Origin of the sequence: Fimbriimonas ginsengisoli Gsoil 348, assembly GCF_000724625.1 — a bacterium.
Taxonomy (GTDB): domain Bacteria; phylum Armatimonadota; class Fimbriimonadia; order Fimbriimonadales; family Fimbriimonadaceae; genus Fimbriimonas; species Fimbriimonas ginsengisoli.
Genome location: NZ_CP007139.1, coordinates 1,527,763 through 1,547,404, shown reverse-complemented (window position 1 = coordinate 1,547,404; position 19,642 = coordinate 1,527,763). Strand labels below are relative to the sequence as shown.

General features: G+C 62.1%; 16 protein-coding genes. 5 read left to right on the top strand and 11 right to left on the bottom strand.

Annotated features, from left to right (window positions below):
- The first annotated feature begins 4 nt into the window (after window positions 1-4).
- From OP10G_RS07095 to OP10G_RS07085, 3 genes are read left to right on the top strand one after another with little or no spacing between them, the layout of a single operon-like run.
- Window positions 5-1,048: an FAD-dependent oxidoreductase gene (locus OP10G_RS07095; protein ID WP_025226584.1), complete on the top strand. Its 1,044-nt coding sequence runs from the start codon at window positions 5-7 to the stop codon at window positions 1,046-1,048.
- Window positions 1,049-1,081: 33 nt separating this feature from the next.
- Window positions 1,082-3,433 carry a CARDB domain-containing protein gene (locus OP10G_RS07090; protein WP_025226585.1) on the top strand — a complete coding sequence of 784 codons (2,352 nt, stop codon included), beginning with the start codon at window positions 1,082-1,084 and terminating at the stop codon, window positions 3,431-3,433.
- Entirely contained in the window at window positions 3,430-4,122 is a 693-nt protein-coding gene (locus OP10G_RS07085) for a L,D-transpeptidase family protein (RefSeq protein WP_025226586.1), read from the top strand. Before OP10G_RS07090 ends, OP10G_RS07085 begins: the two co-directional genes overlap by 4 nt.
- On the opposite strand, the gene OP10G_RS07080 is transcribed toward OP10G_RS07085, so the two are convergent.
- Window positions 4,119-4,757 carry a carbonic anhydrase gene (locus OP10G_RS07080; RefSeq protein ID WP_025226587.1) on the bottom strand — a complete coding sequence of 213 codons (639 nt, stop codon included), beginning with the start codon at window positions 4,755-4,757 and terminating at the stop codon, window positions 4,119-4,121. The genes OP10G_RS07085 and OP10G_RS07080 overlap by 4 nt on opposite strands.
- An 80-nt stretch (window positions 4,758-4,837) precedes the next feature.
- On the opposite strand from OP10G_RS07080, the gene OP10G_RS07075 reads away from it, so the two are divergent.
- Window positions 4,838-7,336 (top strand): sugar phosphate nucleotidyltransferase, encoded by a 2,499-nt coding sequence (locus OP10G_RS07075; protein WP_025226588.1) that lies wholly within the window; start codon window positions 4,838-4,840, stop codon window positions 7,334-7,336.
- Window positions 7,337-7,581: 245 nt separating this feature from the next.
- Window positions 7,582-10,443 carry a zinc metalloprotease gene (locus OP10G_RS07070; protein WP_038472718.1) on the top strand — a complete coding sequence of 954 codons (2,862 nt, stop codon included), beginning with the start codon at window positions 7,582-7,584 and terminating at the stop codon, window positions 10,441-10,443.
- A gap of 224 nt (window positions 10,444-10,667) precedes the next feature.
- Here the strand turns inward: OP10G_RS07070 and OP10G_RS07065 are convergent, their stop codons facing one another.
- The 10 genes from OP10G_RS07065 to OP10G_RS07015 all read right to left on the bottom strand — a co-directional run bounded on the left by OP10G_RS07065 (window position 10,668) and on the right by OP10G_RS07015 (window position 19,602).
- Window positions 10,668-11,453, bottom strand: coding sequence for a M48 family metallopeptidase (locus tag OP10G_RS07065; RefSeq protein ID WP_227625078.1), 786 nt, complete (start codon window positions 11,451-11,453; stop codon window positions 10,668-10,670).
- Window positions 11,454-11,636: 183 nt separating this feature from the next.
- Window positions 11,637-12,368 carry a sugar phosphate isomerase/epimerase family protein gene (locus tag OP10G_RS07060; protein WP_025226591.1) on the bottom strand — a complete coding sequence of 244 codons (732 nt, stop codon included), beginning with the start codon at window positions 12,366-12,368 and terminating at the stop codon, window positions 11,637-11,639.
- Between the two features lie 10 nt (window positions 12,369-12,378).
- Window positions 12,379-13,392 (bottom strand): tetratricopeptide repeat protein, encoded by a 1,014-nt coding sequence (locus tag OP10G_RS26190; RefSeq protein ID WP_144241033.1) that lies wholly within the window; start codon window positions 13,390-13,392, stop codon window positions 12,379-12,381.
- Entirely contained in the window at window positions 13,346-13,777 is a 432-nt protein-coding gene (gene dut, locus OP10G_RS07050) for a dUTP diphosphatase (RefSeq protein ID WP_025226593.1), read from the bottom strand. Before dut ends, OP10G_RS26190 begins: the two co-directional genes overlap by 47 nt.
- 313 nt (window positions 13,778-14,090) lie before the next feature.
- A complete protein-coding gene (locus tag OP10G_RS07045; protein WP_025226594.1) occupies window positions 14,091-14,747 on the bottom strand; it encodes a uracil-DNA glycosylase in 657 nt (218 codons plus the stop codon).
- Window positions 14,737-15,234 carry an HIT family protein gene (locus OP10G_RS07040; RefSeq protein WP_025226595.1) on the bottom strand — a complete coding sequence of 166 codons (498 nt, stop codon included), beginning with the start codon at window positions 15,232-15,234 and terminating at the stop codon, window positions 14,737-14,739. The genes OP10G_RS07045 and OP10G_RS07040 overlap by 11 nt, the downstream gene beginning before the upstream one ends.
- Before the next feature lie 545 nt (window positions 15,235-15,779).
- Complete coding sequence (locus tag OP10G_RS07030; RefSeq protein ID WP_025226597.1) at window positions 15,780-16,346, bottom strand: ANTAR domain-containing response regulator; 567 nt, start codon at window positions 16,344-16,346, stop codon at window positions 15,780-15,782.
- Between the two features lie 204 nt (window positions 16,347-16,550).
- Entirely contained in the window at window positions 16,551-17,366 is an 816-nt protein-coding gene (locus OP10G_RS07025) for a carbohydrate ABC transporter permease (RefSeq protein ID WP_025226598.1), read from the bottom strand.
- Window positions 17,363-18,259 carry a carbohydrate ABC transporter permease gene (locus OP10G_RS07020; RefSeq protein WP_025226599.1) on the bottom strand — a complete coding sequence of 299 codons (897 nt, stop codon included), beginning with the start codon at window positions 18,257-18,259 and terminating at the stop codon, window positions 17,363-17,365. Before OP10G_RS07020 ends, OP10G_RS07025 begins: the two co-directional genes overlap by 4 nt.
- 146 nt (window positions 18,260-18,405) lie before the next feature.
- Window positions 18,406-19,602, bottom strand: a complete 1,197-nt coding sequence (locus OP10G_RS07015; RefSeq protein ID WP_227625077.1) for a TlpA family protein disulfide reductase — start codon at window positions 19,600-19,602, stop codon at window positions 18,406-18,408.
- Between the last annotated feature and the right edge of the window lie 40 nt (window positions 19,603-19,642).

Below are 19,642 nucleotides of genomic sequence, written 5' to 3'. Positions count from 1 at the left end.
GGACATGAAGGTCGCGGTCGTAGGCGCGGGGATCGTTGGGCTGAGCGCCGCCCGCTTCCTGGGAAAGCGGGGGCATCGGGTGGAAGTCTACGAACGATTCCCCCTATTCGCCAATCGAGGTAGCTCCCACGGCCGCACTAGAATCGTTAGGCGCGCCTATCCGGATGCTTTCTACACGCAGTGCATGGCTGAGGCATATCCGCTTTGGGGCGATCTAGAGCGCGATTCGGGCCAAACGCTGGTAAACGAAGTCGGCCTACTTTACTTCGGGCGGCGCGATGCCCCCCGCGTGGTATCGATGGTGGACGCGCTGCAATCGCTCGCCGTCCCCCACTCGGTTCTGAATGGCGTTCAGGCGAAGGAGCTGATCCCCCAGGTTCGTATGGAGACAAACGAAGTGGCGGTCTTCACGCCCGAGGCCGGCGCGGTCGACGCGGCGGCGGCATTGCGGGTGTCCCACGACCTGGCCCGCTCTTACGGCGTCGAATTCCACAGCGGCGAAGCGGCCGACGTGGCGAAGCTGGAGCGGGAGCACGACGCCGTGGTCCTCGCCCCTGGCGCATGGATCCGCGAATACGTCCCCGACCTCGACGTTCGGGTGACTCTCCAGACCTACGGCTACGTACAGGCAACGATCCCCGGCCCGGTTTGGATCGACGATGAGTCGCTAACGTACGGTTTTCCCTCCGACGACCTGGGCCAGAAAGTCGGCGCCCATCTACCGGGACCGGAGTTCGATCCCAACCAGACGGAGCGCATCCCCACCCAATCAGACCTCGATCAGATCTCCTCGGCGGTCCACCGCCGCTTCGGCGTCGAGTCCCTCAGGGTGGAGCACGTCGCCACTTGCCTCTACACGTCCACCCCGGACGAGGATTTCCGGATCGGACGGCTCGGGTCGAAAACCGTTTTTGCTAGCGCCTGCAGCGGCCACGGCTTCAAACTCGGCCCCTGGACCGGTCGGATCCTCGCGGACATCGTCGAGGGAAACGATTCGCCGGAAAGACACCCGCGGTTCCAATGGCCGCGGGAAAGGGGAGAAGTTTAAAAGAGAGTCGGCAACATCGGGCACAATCCGTTCATGATCTCCTTTGCTCTCGCGGCGCTTCTTGCTCTCCAGGGCGGATCGGAAACGGTGACCCTCGTGCGAGGGGGCGTGGCCCACGGCGTGCCGCTGTGGGATTTTTCGGACACGACTCTCGATGCGACGGCCTCGAATGACAGCCTAGGGGGAGACTCCGTACTCAGCGGAGGCCCTTCGCGAACGGTTCTTATTCGATTCGGCGATCTCGATCGCGTCGTTGGACCCAACCAGCACGTACGCAAAGCAACTCTGATCCTAAGCCCAACCGGGGCGGAGAAGGCCGTCCTTCGATCCGCGTCCCGAGTGTTGGTCCCGTGGGGTGAAGGACCATACCAAACCCTGTCGGGATTTATGAACCGCCCTGCCGGAACGGTGAAGCCCGAAACGCCCGAGGTACCTCGGGGTGCGGCCACCTGGCGATACCGTATCGCCGGCGACGGAGGTGCGGGCTGGCAGCAACTCGGCGCGCAAGGCTCTGCCGATACCGCGAAGATTGAAGGCGCGCAGGCAACCTCGGACACCAAAGAAACCCGGATCGAAGGGCTTCAATCGACGGTTCAGGAGATGGTCGACCACCCGTTTGCCAACTACGGCTTCGCCCTCGCATTCGATGCGCCGGTCCAATTCGGATCGGGACAGGCTAATAGCGGTCGCCCCCGCCTCGAGCTCGAGCTAGAGGACGCCGCCCCCAAAACCGGCGCGGACCTCAGCGTGGTCGCCATCGAGAGGAAAGGAAACCCGGGTGAGTTGGCCACCTTCGTCGCCCACGTTAAGAATGTAGGCACCGCTTCCTCGCCCGGTTTTTCCGCTACCTGGTACGTGGAAGATAAGCCCGGCGTCCCTCAGGACGTCTCGAAACCTTTGGCTCCTGGCGAGGAGGCGACTCTTTCCACGCAGGCCGCTTACCGAAACGATAAATCGGACCACCGATTCGGCTCAGTGGCGTTACGCATCCGCCCGTCCGGGCCGGACGCGAACCCGAGGAACGACGGGTTATCGGTCGTCACCAGCGGGCGCGGAATCACTGTGGCCGTCAGCAAAGCTACCGCTGCCCAACTTGCGCCTCAAAGCGCGGAGGACTGGGTCCAGGGCCAAGTGCGCCTTTTCAACGACGTCTACCTGGCCCAAAGCCGATTCTCCTTTGCGCCGGACGGTGTACGCGAGCGGGTGCTCGTCAATCGGGTTATGGTCGCCGATCTCGGGTCCGTGGGCGACGCATCGCTCGGCGACGCCGTCGTGCAAGTCGCGTCGACCGATCCGACCCGATTCCTGAGGTCGCTCGCGATGACCATCGGCGCCCCCAGCTATGGGGCCGAAAGCGTCTCTCCGGAGAACAATCTGCTATCCAACCGCGGAGGGCAGGACCGGTTTCCCGGTTTGATGGGCTACGGCGACACCCGCTACGAGGGTCTCGTCCCAGGTCAAGTCGGGCTCCCATACGAGGCTTTCTCGAATCCGATGTTCGAGGCGATCCCGATCGAGCCGACCGGCCTCCTTTCCGCCACCGACGTGGCCACGCTAAACGCCGCTTTCGGGGGACCTGCTCCGGTTTTGCCGAAAACCGTACTCCTGCATGTACAAAACCAAGCCGGCGAGGGCCTGGATGGAGCCGAGCTTCAAATCTTCCAGACTCAAGACGGCAAGATTGCGAAGGACGCGACGTCGCGAGTGACGCTCACCACGACCAAAGGAGGTACGGCGCTCCTCCCGGGCGGCGATTCCAGCCCCTTCGCGAAGCTTGACCCCACCGGCGGCAATGGCGCTCTGCTTATCAAGGCGACGGCAAATGGCGTGACGGAGTGGACCTGGCTTAAGAATTGGCAGCTCATCGACACCGCCAGCCGCGGCAACCGGGTCGCCGCGATCATGGATCTTCGTGTCGCGCTCCCCTCGCTTCCGCTGGAGAGCGAAACCAATCTCGCCGCGGATCGAATCGTTTCGGACTCGGCGGGCAGCGTGCCGGCCAAGCTCGCGGCGCTGATCGATGGGTCGAACGAGACGGAAGCCGCTCTCGGCGGAAAGCCGGGCGATTGGGTAGAGATCGATCTCGGCCGCGACCGGACGGTTGGTGAAGTTGACCTCGTCGCCGATCCTGGCTCCGTCTGGACGGCGTACGACCTGGTCACATATTCAACCGGACAGCGGCCGGAGGAGGCGCAACGCTGGACTCAAGAGGTCGACGCCAATTGGAGCTACCACAACCGCCGCGATCCCCTTTCTGCGAATCGCGTCTCAGTCGCTTATCGTGGCAAACCGCGTCGTTTCCGGTTCCTCCGCATCGTCAACCGAGGCCGGACTCCCGGCCGTTTGGCGGAGATCAAGGTAATCCCCGCAAAGGTGGCCCAATGACCTTTCTCGGATTGGTCGCAATAGCAATTCTTCGTTCCGACGACCGGGTCGCCGTCGCTCGGCACGCCAAAGAGGCGGTGCTCCGCAGGGACCTAAAGGCTCGCGGACTCATCTACCCGCCCTCGCGCATCTACCTGCGCGGCCTCAAACGCGAACGGCGCTTGGAGCTCTGGGTTGCGCCTAGCCGCGGGCCGTTCCGGCTCTTCAAGACCTATGCGGTTCAAGCCCTCTCGGGCGCCCTTGGACCCAAGCGGCGGGAGGGTGACCTCCAAGTGCCGGAGGGATTCTATACGGTCGCCGGCCTCAATCCCAGATCTCGGTTTCTTCTTTCGCTCAGGCTCAACTATCCCAACGCCCGTGACCGAGCTCACGCCAGCGGGCCGCCTGGATTCGACATCTTCATCCACGGAAACTGCGTAAGCGCCGGTTGCCTCGCGATGGGGGATGACGCGATCCAGGAGATCTATCTTCTGTCCGCCGGCGCCCGGCCGCCGATCCGAGTCGACCTTTATCCCACCCGCATGACCGATCAAAACTGGGGCTGGCTCGCCGGACAAGGCGACCCCGAGACGACCCGCTTCTGGTCCATCCTGCGCCACTCCTACCTGTCGTTCGACCGAACGCACTTGGTTCCGAAATTCAAGGTCGTCCGCGGCGAATACGTCCTCACCGGTTCGTCCGGGAGCTAGTCGAAGCGCACCCGGCTGCTAGACAGGTCGTAGACGCCGCTCGCGACTTTGAGCTCGCCTCGCCGGATCGCCTTCCCCAACGCTCCCTTGGCGTGCCGAATTCTCCACGCCCCGATTTGCTCGTTGTTCACGATTGCGTTCCCGAGCGGGTCTCCTTTCTGTTCCCTGGCCTTTCGAACCGCGGGCGCAATCCATTTGAGCAGCGCGGGTATGTAAGAATCCGACGCCATCGGATGGCCCGAGGAGCTGAGCGCCGCCGACACCGCGCCACACTTCGCATGCCCTAAGACCACGATCAACTTGACGTGGAGATGCTCTACCGCGTACTCGAGCGAGCCCATCCCGTTATCGTCGACAACGTTGCCGGCGACGCGCACCACGAAGAGATCGCCCAACCCTTGGTCGAAGACAAGCTCGGGCGCGACCCGCGAGTCGGAGCAGCAAACGATCGCGGCGAACGGAGTCTGCTTCACGGAGGTCGATGCTCTGATCGCCTCGTCCAAGTTTTGGTGAGTCATCGCATGGGTCGCGAACCTCTCGTTCCCTTGCTTCAATCGTTGCAGCGCCCCCTCGGAAACGGATGGAGGGCTCTGAAGGGTGACGGCGACGGCGAGATTTAACAGGAAATTCAACATGGCGGCAAGGGAGTACCGTCACAGTACACCTTACGCTCCGATTGCGACTTGCGCCTTACTCGACGTGCGACAATAGAGCCATGAAGGCAGTGGTGATGGCGGGCGGCGAAGGGTCGAGGCTGCGGCCGGTTACGGCGAATCGGCCCAAGCCGATGGTGCCGATCTGCAACCAGCCGATCATGGAGCATATCCTCACGCTCCTCAAGCGGCACGGCATCACCGAAGTCGTCTCCACCCTGTACTACTTGGCCGACGAGATCCAGAGCTATTTCGGCGACGGATCGGACTTCGGCGTGAAGATGCACTACAGCGTGGAGAATGTCCCGCTTGGCACCGCCGGGAGCGTCAAAAAGGCGGAGGCGCTGCTCAACGACGGGCCCTTCGTCATCGTTTCCGGCGACGCCCTGACCGACTGCGATCTCACCAAGGCGCTCGAGTTCCATCGAAGCAAGAAGAGCCTCGCAACCCTGATTTTGTATCGCGTTCCCAGCCCGCTCGAGTTTGGCGTGGTCATTACCGACGACGACGGCCGGGTGGTCCGCTTCTTGGAGAAGCCGAGCTGGTCCGAGGTCTTCTCGGATACCGTCAACACTGGGATGTACATCCTGGAGCCGGAGATCTTCCGCTTCATGGAGGAGAACCACAACTACGATTGGAGCAGCGACATTTTCCCCAAGCTGCTGCAGGAGCGCCTGCCGATGTACGGCTACGTGATGGAGGAGTACTGGACCGACGTCGGCTCCCTCGGCCAATATCGCGAAGCCCAGGAAGACCTCCTCGCCGGCCGGGTCGACCTGCCGATCCTCGGCCGTGAATCCGTGAAAGGGGTGCACATCGGCCCCAACACGGTAGTCGACGACACCGCGACGCTGGTCCCCCCGATCTGTCTTGGCCGGAACGTCAAGGTGAAGAAGGGTGCCCGGATCGGTCCGTACGCGGTGGTCGGCGACAACGCGTTCATCGAGGAAGGGGCGAACGTCGAGCGCTCCATCGTCTGGGATTCGGCGTACATCGGCCCAAACGTCGGCGTTCACTCCGCCATCGTTTGCTCTCGCGCCACCGTCAAGCGAGATAGCGTGGTCCGGGAAGACGCGGTGATCGGCGACCGTTGTCTCGTCGACGTCGGCTGCAATATCCGCCCCCGCGTCAAGCTCTGGCCCGACAAGATCGTCGAGCGTGGATCGACCGTCACGATGTCGCTCGTCTGGGGCAATAAGTGGCGCGGCAACCTCTTCCGCGAGCTCGGCGCTGCTGGACTCAGCAATATCGAGATCACCCCCGACTTCGCCTGCCGGCTCGGCTCCGCCTTCGGCTCGCTGTTTCCTCAAGGGAGCCGGATCATCACTTTCCGCGACTCCACCCGCTCCTCGCGGATGATCAAGCGCGCGCTTATCTCCTCGCTGCTGAGCGTGGGATGCGACGTGCTCGACATGCGGAGCGCGGCGTTGCCAATCGCCCGGCATTTCGTCAAAACTAGCGGCGCGGCGGGCGCGCTGGGCGTTCGCAAGCTCCCGGGCAATAGCCGCGTTACCCTTATCGAAATGCTCGATTCTCGCGGCGCGTATCTCAGCCGCGCCATGGAGCGGAAGGTCGAGAACGCGTTCTTCCGCGAAGATTTCAAGCGGGCCGATCCCGACGATCTGGGAATCATGGAGTTCGTCAGCCGCGCCGTCGAAGAGTATCAGGCCGACTACTTCCGCCTCCTCCACCCTGAGCCCGCCGGCCGGCGCCTCCGTGTGGTCTGCGACTACGGCTACTCTTCTCTCTCCGGGATCTTCCCCGCGATGATCGCGCAGCTTGGGATCGAGTCGATCTCATTGAACGGTTTCAACGATGCCAAGCTTGCGCCGAGGACCGGCGAGGAGGTGGACCGGCACGTCAAGAATCTCTCCCAGATTGTCGGGACGCTGGGTTACGACATGGGAGTCCTCTTCACGGAGGAAGGCGAACGGCTGACCATCGTCGACGAGCGCGGAGAGCAGGTTCACGGCAACACCCTCTTGGCCACCCTGGGAACGCTCATTGCCAAAACCGTACCAAGCGCCAAGATCGCCATCTCCGTCACCGCCCCCACCCTCCTCGAAGAGGCGCTAAAGAAGGAAGGGGCCGAGGTGGTGCGGACGAAATCGGACGTTCGCTCCCTGATGGACAGCTCGCTTACCGGCGGCGCAACCTTTGCGGGGGACGAGCGCGGAGGCTTCATCTTCCCCGAGCTTCATCCGGGCTTCGACGCGGCGTTCTCGTTCGGAATGCTGGCGGTGATGCTGCAGCGAACCGGTCTCTCGATCCGCGAGGTTTCCGCGGAGCTACCCGTCTTCAAGCTTGCTTACGAGCAAGTCAAGGTTCCATGGGATGCCAAGGGCTCCGTCATGCGCCGAATCTCCGAGGAGACCCGGGACGGTCGGCACGTCGAGCTGCTCGACGGCATCAAGATCTTCGAAGACGACTCCTGGGTCCTCGTGCTCCCCGACGCCGTCGAGCCGGTCTTCCACGTCTACGCCGAGTCCCCCGAAGAAGAAGAAAGCCGCGAGCTAGTCGGCCGCTACATCCGCAAGATCGAAAAACTCATGCAGCCCTAACCCGGACCGCCGCTCTCCAGAGCGGCCCCGCCGAACGCAAGTTCGCGATCCGGTAGCGGAAAACAGTTTGCGGTAGGTTCTGCGACCGCCTGCCGGGGTCGGGGAGAGAGGGTGGGCTCTTACCCCGGGTCTTCGACCCGCGGCTAAGTTCTGAAGAGCCCTTCGGGCTCGGGATACCTTTGCACGGTGTTCTGCAGGGGGTGGGGACGGCGGCGTCCCTTTTCTTTACCAGGTACCTTCGCTAGGTGAATGCGCTGGCCCTCCTCGGCCTTCTGGCTCTCGGAGCACCACCCCCTGTCGCCGATTCGTTCGGCATGTCGCCATCGCAATTCTGGAGGAGCGCCTTCGGATCTAGCCCGTGGAACGCCTTGGCGGGCGATGCCGACGGGGATGGCCGTGCCGACCTCATCGCCGTCGGGCCGGGCGACGACAGCAACATCGAAGTGTCCCACACCGACCCTCTAGGGAAGCCGAACCCCAGCGGCCGCGTTCACGATTCGATCGGGAAAGGGCTCGTCGCTTGTGCCGCCGGCAACTTCATCCGGGTGCCCCCGGCTAAAGACGTTCTCACCATCTTCGCCGACGGAACCCTCCGGCTCGCTTCGCAGGGGATTCCCGACGGCAAGCTGTACCAGCGGATCGAAGAGGTCGGCAAGATCGACCCGCGAGATATTCCGGAGGCGCCGCTCAAAGTCGCCGTCGCGGACTTCGACGGTGACTTCCATACCGATGTGATGCTCCTTGGGAAAGACGGCCGGCTCCTTCTCCTCTACAACCGTCCTCTCAATTTGAAGCTCGCCACCAGTCCGGGTAACCCGCCCCGTTTCGTCGCCAAGCCCCTGAAGACCACCCTTCCCGGCGTCCGTCAGCTCGCCGCAGGCAACTTCAAAGATGTCAAGGTCGGCGATAAAGGGCAGCTCGCCTACCTGGACAGTAGCGGCAATGTCTGGCTGGCCGCCGTCGCCAAAGACGCGCTCGCCCCACCCCGGCTCCTCGGAACGCACTCTCCCGACGACCATCTCGTGGCTGGCAGGTTCCGCGGCCGTCCCTTCTCCGATATCCTCGTCGGCCGTCGCCTGTACACCAGCGGAGTCGCCACCGACTTTGTCGATCTAACGGAGCTTCCGGACACTGAAGCTGCAAAGAGCGACGGCACCTGGGATGTCGCCGATATCGATGGAAACGGCAAAGACGACCTGATCCGCCACCACGAAGGGCGCGAGCGGTGGGGCGCCCAAGACATCTACATCCACTTCTCTTACGACAAAACCGACGCCGCCAAAGGGTTCCTATGCTCCGCCAACGACGGCCTTCCCGACTTTTGGAAGATGGGCCGAGTGAATCCCGGTGGGCTCGATCTAAAGGCGCTTGGCTGCAAGGTGGGCCACCGCGACGTCGTCGTGGAGATCGAGCGGTTCGAAGACGTCGACCTCGGTGGGCTACAGCAACAGATGAACCGCGTCGCTCAGTACTTCGCCTCGATTCCGCTGAAGAATCCCGACGGCACCACCGGCATCGCCATCCACTTCATCTACCCCACGCCCTGGCCCAATAAGGACCACAACGTCGTCATGGGCGATTTCGACGGCCATTTCCCCCGGCACGAGCACCGCGGCATCGTCCACACCATGTTTGCCGAAAACGGCGGTCCGCTCGTTTCCGCGATCAACGGCGACCGCGGGCACTTCAACGGCCACTGGCAAGAGTTCATCCACGAGTTCGGCCACCAGCTCGACCTTGCTCACGACGGGTTTTATGGGAGCCCCAGCTACAACAGCGACACCGGCTGCGCGCTCTACCCCAGTCTGATGAGTTACACCTATTCGTATGGCCTGGATGGTAGCGGGGAGAACGTGCGGTATTCCGACGGCGCCCGCGCCTCCCTTGTACTGAACGAGGAGCACCTCGACGAGATCCTCCCGTTCCCGATCGCAACCGTCCACTTTTTGTCCGAGGGTCCCTATCGGTTCAAGATCAAGCCGGGGCCGGACGGTAAGACGACGCTGGTCGATTGGAACTGGAACGGGATCTTCGGCGAAAAGGATGTACACGGCGATCTGAACTACACCCACGGCACCGATCCTGGGCCACTCTTTCCGGTTGGGCGAGCGACCTCCGCCCCCGCCGTGGCCCTCCACGGCGACCGTCCGATCCTGGTCTATGCCCAAGACGGGGGCATCGTGGTCCGCACCTGGACCGGCTCCAATCGACCCGGGGAGGCGAACCGATGGTCGGACGAGCTCGCCGACCAAAGTGCGGGCGTCACCGGCGATCCGACTGTCGCCTACATAAAGGGGATCACCTACGTCGTTTATCCCACCGCGAAAGGGACCGTACTGCGCGCGGTGACGATGGAAGATCCGCGGCGTCCGCTTCTCCACGAGCCGAACCTGCTTCCCCGAACGGCTGGCGCCCAGCCGACTGTGCTTGCCGTCGACAACCGTCTGGTTTTGCTGCTCTGGCGTGGTAAAGCGCTTCCCGTAGACATTGCTTACTTCAATCTTGCGAGCTCGGGGATTACGATGGGCGACATCCACTCGCTCGCCCTCCGCAGCGAGGCGCCGGTCGGCGCGGTCACCGGTTCCACCGGGGGCGACGGCACCGACGTCTGGATCGGGCGCATCCAGGGCGACGGCCCCGACCATGGCGGTTTGACCGAGATCGTCCGCTATCGGCTCCCCGATTCCGGCAGTGAGCGTCTCATCTCGCGGCAGTGGGTGGCAGGAGTTTATGCGCGCCGGCGAATGACCTTGTTGTGGAGCCCCGAGCCTGGATTCTCGCCCGACGGCCGCATTTACCTAATCGGCAGCGGAGTCGCCCCGGGCGGCGAGCTGAAGGAGCAGTACATCACGATGCAGGTGCCGTACGCCGACATGGGCGGCTGGCTCATCCGCCGCTATGAGCAACCCAGCTACCGCTCTCCATCGGCGACGGGCGCATGCTTCTTCCACGACAACATCCTCTATGCCCTACGGTACGGGAACGACGAGCTCCACCTCTCCTTCTACGGCAACGGCTGCACCCCCTGGCCCACCGGCGACTTCGACGACCTAGGCCACATCCGAGACTGGGGCCTCAGCCACTCCATCCGGGAGATCCCCAAGTAGCCTCCGATTTAGACAGCGGTGGCCCACCACCGCTTTCATCCAGCGATCCCGCGAGCGCGTTACCGATCACCTCGTAATTGGAGCGCGGACTTCAGTCCGCATGCTCCGCCGGGCTTTAGCCCGAGGTCGAGACGTCGACTGAAGTCGACCCCGCATGCGAGCTAAAGCTCGCGCTCCTTCGCCTTCTTATTTCAGGGCTAGGACAGCTTGTCGGCTATCTGCCGCTACTGCTTCAACCCCGTCGGCACGCCGTTGGGGAACTCTCGCTTGATTTCGGCTTCGATCTTTCCCGAGCGGTTCTGGGGATTGGGGTGGGTTTGGAAGAACTCGGGGCCGTGGCTGCCGCCGACTCGTTGGAGAACCTCCATTACGCGGACCATCGCTCGAGGATCGTAGCCGGCTTCCGACATCAGGCGCACTCCGAGTTTGTCGGCTTCCAATTCGTCGTTTCGGCTGAATCGAAGGGTAATCAATTGGGCGATTGCTTGGGCGGCCATGCCGTTTCGGTAGGTGTTGGGGTTGTTGGGATCGGTGGTCGCCACCGTTCCGGCGGCTCCGAGACCCTGGACGAGGCGGGTCTTCGCCATCTGTTCCGCCGAATGCCTCGCCAGCACATGCCCGATCTCATGTCCGAGCACGCCAGCCAGTTGGCCGCGAGAGCCAAGGTTCTTGAGGAGGCCGTGGGTAACGAATACCTGTCCGCCCGGTAAAGCGAACGCGTTGACCGTATCGCGATCGGCCAGGGCATGGAACTGCCAGTTCCAATCGGTGTTCTTCGCCTCTGAATTCGCGACGATCTCGTTGCCGATCTGTTCGACGAGCGCCCGAGCCTTCGGATCGGTATCTTCTCCTCCGAACTGTGCGGCCATCTCCGGCGCCGCCTGCAGCCCCATCGCCACTTCCTGCTGATGGGTCGTGTCGATATGCTGAGCCCGCCCCGTGATCGGGTTCGGCTGGCTCATCCGATAGTAGGAAAAGACGCTGATCAGTGCGATCGCTCCCGCGATCACGAGTCGAAACTTACCGCTGCCACCACCACGTGAGTACACGTAACGTACGACGAGCCCCCGACGAATTTGGGTCCCACCGGTGGCACTGGCATCTTGCCAGTGGGTCCCAAGGGCATCCTGCCCTTGGACCGTTCACACGACCAGGATGGTCGTGATACACACGGGCCGGAAGCCCGTGCCACGTTACCGCAGGCCTTTGGCGTGGAAGTAGTCGAAGCTCTTTCGCACCGCTTCGATCGGATCGATGGGGGATTCGTCGAGCTCCAGTGAGCCGAATTCGACTCCCACTTCCTGACAGGCGGCGAGGACGCCGTCCCAGTCGACCTTTCCTTCGCCCGCCGGCCGCCACTGCGGCGTGAGCGCCGGGTCGAAGTCTTTCAGGTGGACCAGCGGCACTCGGCCGGCGTATTTGCGGATATAGGCGGCCGGGTCGGCGCCGCCGATCTGGACCCATGCGAGGTCTAGCTGCGCCTTTACGAGGTCGGCGTCCGCGGAGGTGTAAAAGGTGTCAAGACCGCCGTTCTCGAACTCGAAAGCATGGTTGTGATAGGCCAGCGTGAGTCCGGCTTCCTTCAGCTTCCGGCCGATCGGTTCCAGCCGCTTCGCGACTTTTTCCCAGCCATCCGCATAAACGTCGTTGCCGATCCAGGGAAGGATCACGTACTTAAAGCCGATCGTCTTGGCGTCCGCGATGACCGCGTCGAGGTCCGAAGACAACGCGTCGATACCGATGTGGGAACCGCTGGCAGTGAGGCCGTTTTTGGCGAGGAGCGCCTTCCACTCATCCGCGGAGCGGTCGTACGTTCCCGCAAGTTCGACGTACTCGAGCCCGATCTCTCGGACCTTGGCGAGCGTACCGGGCAGATCCTGCGACAGAGCATCGCGGAGGGTGTAAAGCTGGACCGAAAGGCGCATGACGCCACGATTATGGCGTCTTGGGCGGGTTCTCCGATGAATCGGGGCTACGGGTTGGCCACTCGTTTTGAATAACGTATGGAATCCAGGCATCCACCTCGGGGTGACCCTGGCTCCAGGTATCCACGAGCGTGTCGGCATAGCGAGTCCGCGGTACGTCGGCCATGTACACGATCCGCTCGTCTCGTACCCCGCGCAACGTGACGCTCAACGTTTCGAGGTTCTGGTCGAGAGTGGCTTTCGCCAGCTCGGCTCCCAATCGGCGCGGGTCTTCTTGGGCGGCGACCGAATAGGTCAGGGTCGCCGTCTTCGTGCGGGGGTCAGTCGTTACCTCGATTAGATGGGTTCCTTCCTGACTCCGCTGCTGAATGGTCTGGAGCAGGTTCCGGTCTTCGAGAGGGGGCTGGTTTGCAGAGATCGTGGCCGGCACCGTCTCCGGAACCGTCGCGGGCGGCTTCGTCTTGGTGTCGCTGCTCGGGGCGGGTTTGACGGCGGGCGCCGTGGCCAGCGTCTCGTCGGTGGCCGAAATCGGAGCCGCAACCCCGTTCGTTTGCTTGGCGACCTTGGAGGACGAAGCGTTGATTCCTACGACGACCGCTCCTACGATGGAGAAAACCGCGAGCAGGGCGAAGACGATGGCGGTCCAGGGGATCGGCCGCGTAGGAGGGAGGCCGAGTTGCTCCTCGGTCGATGCGGTCTCGCGGACTTGGAGGAGCACTTTCGCATCCTCGAGCTTGCGAGGAATGTCCGGGGCCAGGTGATCTAGCCCTTGAGCGATCTGGTAGTGCTCCACCGCCTCCGCGGCTTTGTCCTGGGAGAACGCGATGTCGCCGAGCAGGGTGTGGGCGGCGGCGCTTTCCGGAAATTGTTCGAGCACGCGTAGGCAAATCTGCTCGGCTGGGGCGAATTCTCCGCGCAAGCGCAGGAGGTTCGCTCGAGCGAGGTCGGCATGTAAGTCGTCTTCTCGCCGGCTCATTTCAAACCCCTGTACTCCCGAATCCGCCTGCTCCACGTTCTGTCTCATCTAGCTCCTGGACGACTTGAAGCACGGCCCTCGCCACCGGTGCGATGACGAGCTGGCCCACCCTTTCGCCTTGGCTGAATTGGACGACGTCGGAACCGAGATTGATCAAGATGAGTCCCACTTCCCCCCGGTAGTCTGAGTCAATGGTCCCAGGCGAGTTCACCATGGCGATCCCGCTCTTGAGGGCCAGGCCGGATCGCGGCCTCACCTGAGCCTCGAATCCCTCAGGTATGGCGATCCTGAGCCCCGTCTTCACGAGCCGTCGCTCTAGCGGCTTGAGGGAGAACGTTTCCGCGCAGCAAACGTCCATCCCCGCCGACCCCGAGGTTTGATACCTCGGCATCGTAGCCTGTTCGGAAAGCGCAACAAGGACGGTCGGATTCATCGCCGAGAGTATAAGTCGAAATCGTCGCTTCTCGCGGCGATGCTGCCGCATTGTATTGGGTGGATTCGAGGGCTCCTGTATTGTTAGGTTGATGTCGCCGCTTTCAGGGCTCGGAGGTTTGGTCGGCTCTCTACCAGGGCTCCGCTTCGCTTCGCCCTTAGCTTTGAGATATCGCCTCTTCGACGCTGGCTCAGGATCAGCACTTTCCTGACAAGAGATGGGGTGCTCACGATTGAGTTGAGAAGTGGAGCCTTCGACTGTTTGCCGCTCGTCCGAAACTTGGACACAATGCCCTAACTTCTGCTGGGCACGCTCAAAACAAGGTGCCTTGCTCCTCCGCCTCGATCACCATCTTATCGGCTTTGCCCATAGCGTCTTTCTCCACCAGTCGCTGGGCGGCTTCCCAAGCCTTTTGAATGTCGGCGACCAGAAGAGAGAAGCCGCCGTCGCCGGAAATATTCTGCTGGCGCAGGATATAGGCGGGGTGCAGGGTAGCGATTGCCGTCTTGGCAAACTCGGAGGGGAAGTACTGGCCGCGCTCCTTGGTGATCATGAAGTTCTTCTTGATCAGGTTCTTCGCGCTGGGCGCGCCGATGCAGAGGATCACCTTCGGCTTGATAAGGCCGAGTTGCGGGACTAGCCAACGACGGCAGGCCAAGGTTTCCTCCTCGGTCGGCGCTCGGTTCATAGGGCGGCCGGTGCTCCAATCCGCAGCCCGGCACTTCACGGTATTGGTGATGTAGACGGAGGAGCGTTCGATTCCGGCCTCGGCCAGCGCTTTGTCCAGCAGTTGCCCGGCCTTACCGACGAAGGGACGCCCCGTCTTGTCTTCGGTGTCGCCAGGCCCCTCGCCGATGAGGACGAGGGGGGATAGGATGTTTCCTTCACCGAAGACGACGTTGGTCCGTCGGCTCGACAGGTTGCAGGCAAGGCACCCTTGAGCTTCGGCGCGGAGCTCTTCAAACGTCACGCGCGATCACCTCGGCCAAACGAGCATAGCTGTCTTCGAGCGTTTGCGGCATCACTCGCACCTCCCCTACCGAGGTCATGAAGTTCGTGTCACCCGCCCATCGCGGCACCACGTGCCAGTGGATATGGACCGGGATTCCGGCCCCCGCCGCCGAACCCATGTTGACCCCCACGTTAAACCCATCCGGGTTGTAGGCGGCGCGGACCCAACGGACGCACTTTGCGAGCAGCATGTTGATTTCGCAGAGTTCGGCCTCGTTGAGCCCGTCGATCTCGGCGACCTGCCGGAATGGGGCGATCAGGAGATGGCCGTTGGTGTAGGGAAAGGCGTTCATCATCACGAACCCGGTGGTTCCTCGGTAGAGGATCAGGTTTTTCTTGTCGTCGCCGGCGGCGGGAAGGTCCAGGAAGATGTCGCCCGTACCCCCGGGGACCGAAGGCTTCTCGATATATTGCAGCCGCCAAGGCGCCCAAAGGATTTCCTGCATGGCCAATTATCGCACCACATCGCCCGCTTCGCAGGAACGCTTCCAGCCGCTACCGAGTCACAACGTGGGCGAAAATATTGACGCCTTCAAAGGCCGGATTATCGAACCCATCGGGGCCGGGCAAAGTCGAACCGCCCGGAAGGCCGCCTTCTTTGCCTGGTTCCTTGTCAAAAGGGCAGCGAGGCGAACGGGGGGCCGGAGGTGATGATGCAAATGAAAATTCGCTCGAAGGCACTGTGTTTTATTTGTCTAGGTCTGGTCCTCTCTCTCGTGGGATGCGGCGGCGATGGCGGGGGAGACGGGACGCCGGGAAGTCACGCGAGTCCGCGGAGCGCTAGTTCGCAGTCCTCGAACAACCCTTAACCGGCAAAGGCGGAGCCTCCTCGTTCCTTGTACGTTTTGTACACTGGTGAGGGGGGTGTACAAAACGTACGACAAAGTCCCTTCCAAATTGGTCGCAAAGATCACCGGGGTTGGTTGACTAAATGGCAAAGAGGGCTCGAGCGGAAACGCCCGAGCCCTCTTTGCCATTTGGATGGGTCTCTTTAGACCGATTTGGCGAGGATGATCGCTTCGGCGACTTCGCGCATCGTCTTGCGGAGGTTCATCGACTGGATCTGGATTCGCCGGTAGGCCTCTGACTCGTTGAGCTTGTGCTCGTCCATGAGGATTCCCTTCGCCCGGTCAACCAATTTTCGCGCCTCGAGCCGCTCCTGAAGGGTGGTGACCTCGTTGTTCAGGTGCATGTTCTGCTCAAACCGGCTCCGCGCCACCTCGATGGATGGAGGGAGGTCGCTCGGCTTGAACGGCTTCACGAGGTATGCGAAAACGCCGGCCGCCTTTGCGCGGTCGACCAACTCCCGGTCGGAGTAAGCCGTAAGAAGAATGGTGGGCGCGATGTTTTCGTCGGTGATAATGTTCACCGCTTCGATGCCATCCATCACCGGCATCTTCACATCCAGGATGCACACGTCTGGATTGGTTTCGCGTGCAAGATCGACGGCCTGCTGGCCGTCGCCGGCCTCCGCGACCACGTCGTATCCTAGGTTCTCAAGCATCTGCTTGAGATCCAGTCGGATAATGGGATCGTCGTCCGCAATAAGAACTCTCATTTTGCTGCCTTAAAGATGGCCCGCGCTTCACGCCGATGTGGCTCCGGTCCGGTTAAGCTTCCATTTTACCGCAAGTGGGACGGGCGAGACGCCCCGAGGTCCGGGCGCGACCGCGCTGTGTTAGCTCCCGGTCTACACCGTACACCCGGTTCGGGCGAGACGCCCGGGGTCTGAAGGGCGGGCGGGACGTCCGCGCTCCGGGGTTTAGCCCTTTACGGCGCCGGCCAGCATCGTCTCGTGAATGCGGTCTCGGAAGATGGCGTAGACGATCACGACGGGGAGCATGACGATGACTAAGCCCGCGAACAGGGCGCCCCAGTCGCTCTGGTATTGCTGCGTCATCGTCAGGTTCGCGATTCCTAGCGGCAGGGTTTGATTGGCGGCGCTGGGGATAAGCACCAAGGCCAAGCCGTACTCGTTCCAAAGCCCGATCGCGTTGAAGATGCCCACGACGATGAGGCCCGGCTTGGCAAGCGGAAGCATCACCTGCCAGAACGTCCCCGCGTGGCCAGCCCCGTCGATCATCGCGGCCTCGCCAAGCTCCTTGGGCAGGGTTTGGAAGAAGCCGGTCAGTACGAACACCGTGAAGGAGAGCGAATAGGCGACGTACACGATGGTCAACCCGGTCCGCGTGTCCAAAAGGTCGAGGCTTTTCATCAAGAAGAAGAGCGGAACGATGACTAGGAAGTGCGGAAACATCATGCCGCCGAGAAAGCCGCCGAACAGGAGGCCCCGTCCGGGAAACTCGTAACGCGCCAAGACGTAGGCCGCCATCGCTCCGGAAGGGAGGAGCAGCGCCAGCGTGCCGAGCGTCACCAGAAGGCTGTTGCCGAAGGCGCGCCCGATGCCTGCGGTTTGCCAAGCGTTCACGTAATTGACCCAGTGCGGAGTCGTGGGGAGGGACCAGGGATGGCCGACGATCTGGTCTCCCGTCTTCAGGGAAGACAAAAGCACCCAAAGGATCGGAACGAGAATGACCAGGACGCAAACCCCGGTGAAAAGGGCGGCGATTCGCTTCACGGCTGCACCTTCCTCGGCTCCTGGGGGTCGCGGCGGAAGGCGACGAGGATCAATCCGCTTAGAATCATGACCAGCACGAAGTTGACGACCGCGATCGCGGTGGCATAGCCGAACTGCGAGTTCCTAAACGCGCTCTCGTACAGGTAGGTCAGCAAAACCTCGGTGGCCCGGTCGGGCCCGCCTTGGGTCATCAAGAAGACGAGCGCAAAAACGTTCACAACCGTGATCGTGAGGTGGACGACGGCAATCCGCTTTACGGACCAGAGCATGGGCCACGTCACCTGCCAAAAACGTCGCAGGCCGATCGCCCCGTCCAAGGAGGCGGCTTCCCCCACTTCTTCGGGAAGCGACTTCAATGCAGTTGCGAAAAGCATCGTGTAGAACCCCACCGCATACCAGACGAAGGCGATTCCTACACTCGGCAACGCGGTCTTCGGGTCCCCAAGCCAGGTGTGCACCCAGCCCCCCAAACCGACCGCTTTCAGGCCGGCGGTGAGCAACCCGAAGTTCGGATTGAAGATGAAGGTCCAGAGGATGGCCACCACCACCAGCGAGATCATCTGCGGAAGCAGGATCACCGACCGGAGCGCCTTCGGCATCGTTCCGCGCGCCTGCATGGCGTGGGCGAGGGCGACGGAGATCCCGATGATGACGATGCCGCCGACGACGAGCAAGGTGAGGTTATTCCGGATCGCCTTTCCGAACGCCTCGTCGTGCGAGAGCTTGACGAAGTTTTCCGCGCCGACAAATTTTTTATGCGCGGAGATGCCCCGCCAACGGTAGGTGGAAAATGCGAAGGCTTGAATCAGGGGCCAAACGACGAAGAACCCGTAAATCAGCACCGCGGGCGCGAGGAAGCTAACGATGAACAGCCCACGTCCCTTCTGCGTCACGATTCTGAGATTAGCCGTTTATGGGGATTGGTCGCTGTAGGTGGCACGGGCTTCCAGCCCGTGTGTATCACGACCTTCTAGGTCGTGTGGAGGTCCAGGGGCAAGGATGCCCCTGGGACCCACTGGCAAGATGCCAGTGCCACGTTCTACTTTTCGGCGAGGAGCTTTTCGATCATGGATCGGAAGGCGGGGAATTTTTCGGGTTCGTAGCCGATTTTGATGTTTCGCACCACACCTTTCTTGTCGATGACGGCGACGTGAGGGATGGCGGTGACGCCGTAGTTGACGAAGTTCGTTCGGTCGCCGTATTGGACCGCCCACGGAAGGTCGAACTCCTTCACGAAGTCGGCCATCTTGGCGTATTCGGCGTCTTTGGTGATCCCCCTTTCGGCTTTGTAGTAGCCGTAATAAGTGGTCAGACCAACGATTTCGAGGCCCTTTGCATGAAGGTCGGCATACATCGTCTTCATCTCGGGGAAGGCGGCTTTGCACGGGCCGCACCAGTGGGCGAAGAAGTCGAGGACGACCACTTTCCCTTTCATCTTGTCGAGACCGGGGAAGTCGCCGTAGCCACGCTCGATATTCAGTACGGGAGCGGGGGCGCCGACTACGGTTAGCTGGTTTCGCAGGGTCTTGATTCTGCTACCGGATTGGCTCTTTTCGTCGACGCGAAGCATGGAAGCGTCCAGCTCTTTAAGCGCGCGGTCGGTTTGACCGGCATCTCGGAGGAGTTCCATCTTGGCGGACGCAGTGTTGTAAACACCGGCTTCGGCGCCCTGGCGAGCCTTTTCGTCGGTTGCCTTGGTGTCCAGGCGCGCCTCGACTTTGTTCAGCAGCGCGATGGTCGCGTCGAGCCCTTTCGCTTTGGCGATCAGGTCGGAGTAGGCGGCGGTAATGGCGACGACAGTGGAGATTTGCGTGGGAGTTGCCGGTTCGATCTGCTCGATTGCGTTATAGATGCCGTCGCCGTTCTTCTCGGAATAGTAGGAGGAGACGATCATCGTTTGCGCGGAGAACTTCTCGTCGGCGGAAGGCGAAGAGGTCAAGAACCGCTCGGCTGCCGCTCGCTCGTCGGCAGGTTGGCGTGCGGCTTGGAACAACTGCGCCCAAACCAATCCGTCTTTCGGCTCGACTTTGCTTGCGTCGACGCCACTTACCGCTTCCTTTGCCTTCGCGAGAATCTTGGTTTGCGCCTCGCGGATGGCGTCGGGGCCGTTCGCGCGCGCCGCCGTGAACGTATCGGTCGAGAATTTGCGAAGCTCCTGCAAGGCCTTCGCGGGGTCGTCGGTCCCAACGAAGCCAAAGAGGCCGACCATGAGGGCGGCGAGGACGGCGGTTTTCAAAACGAATTTCATAGTGAGCTCTCCCGGGCAGGCCGGCTAT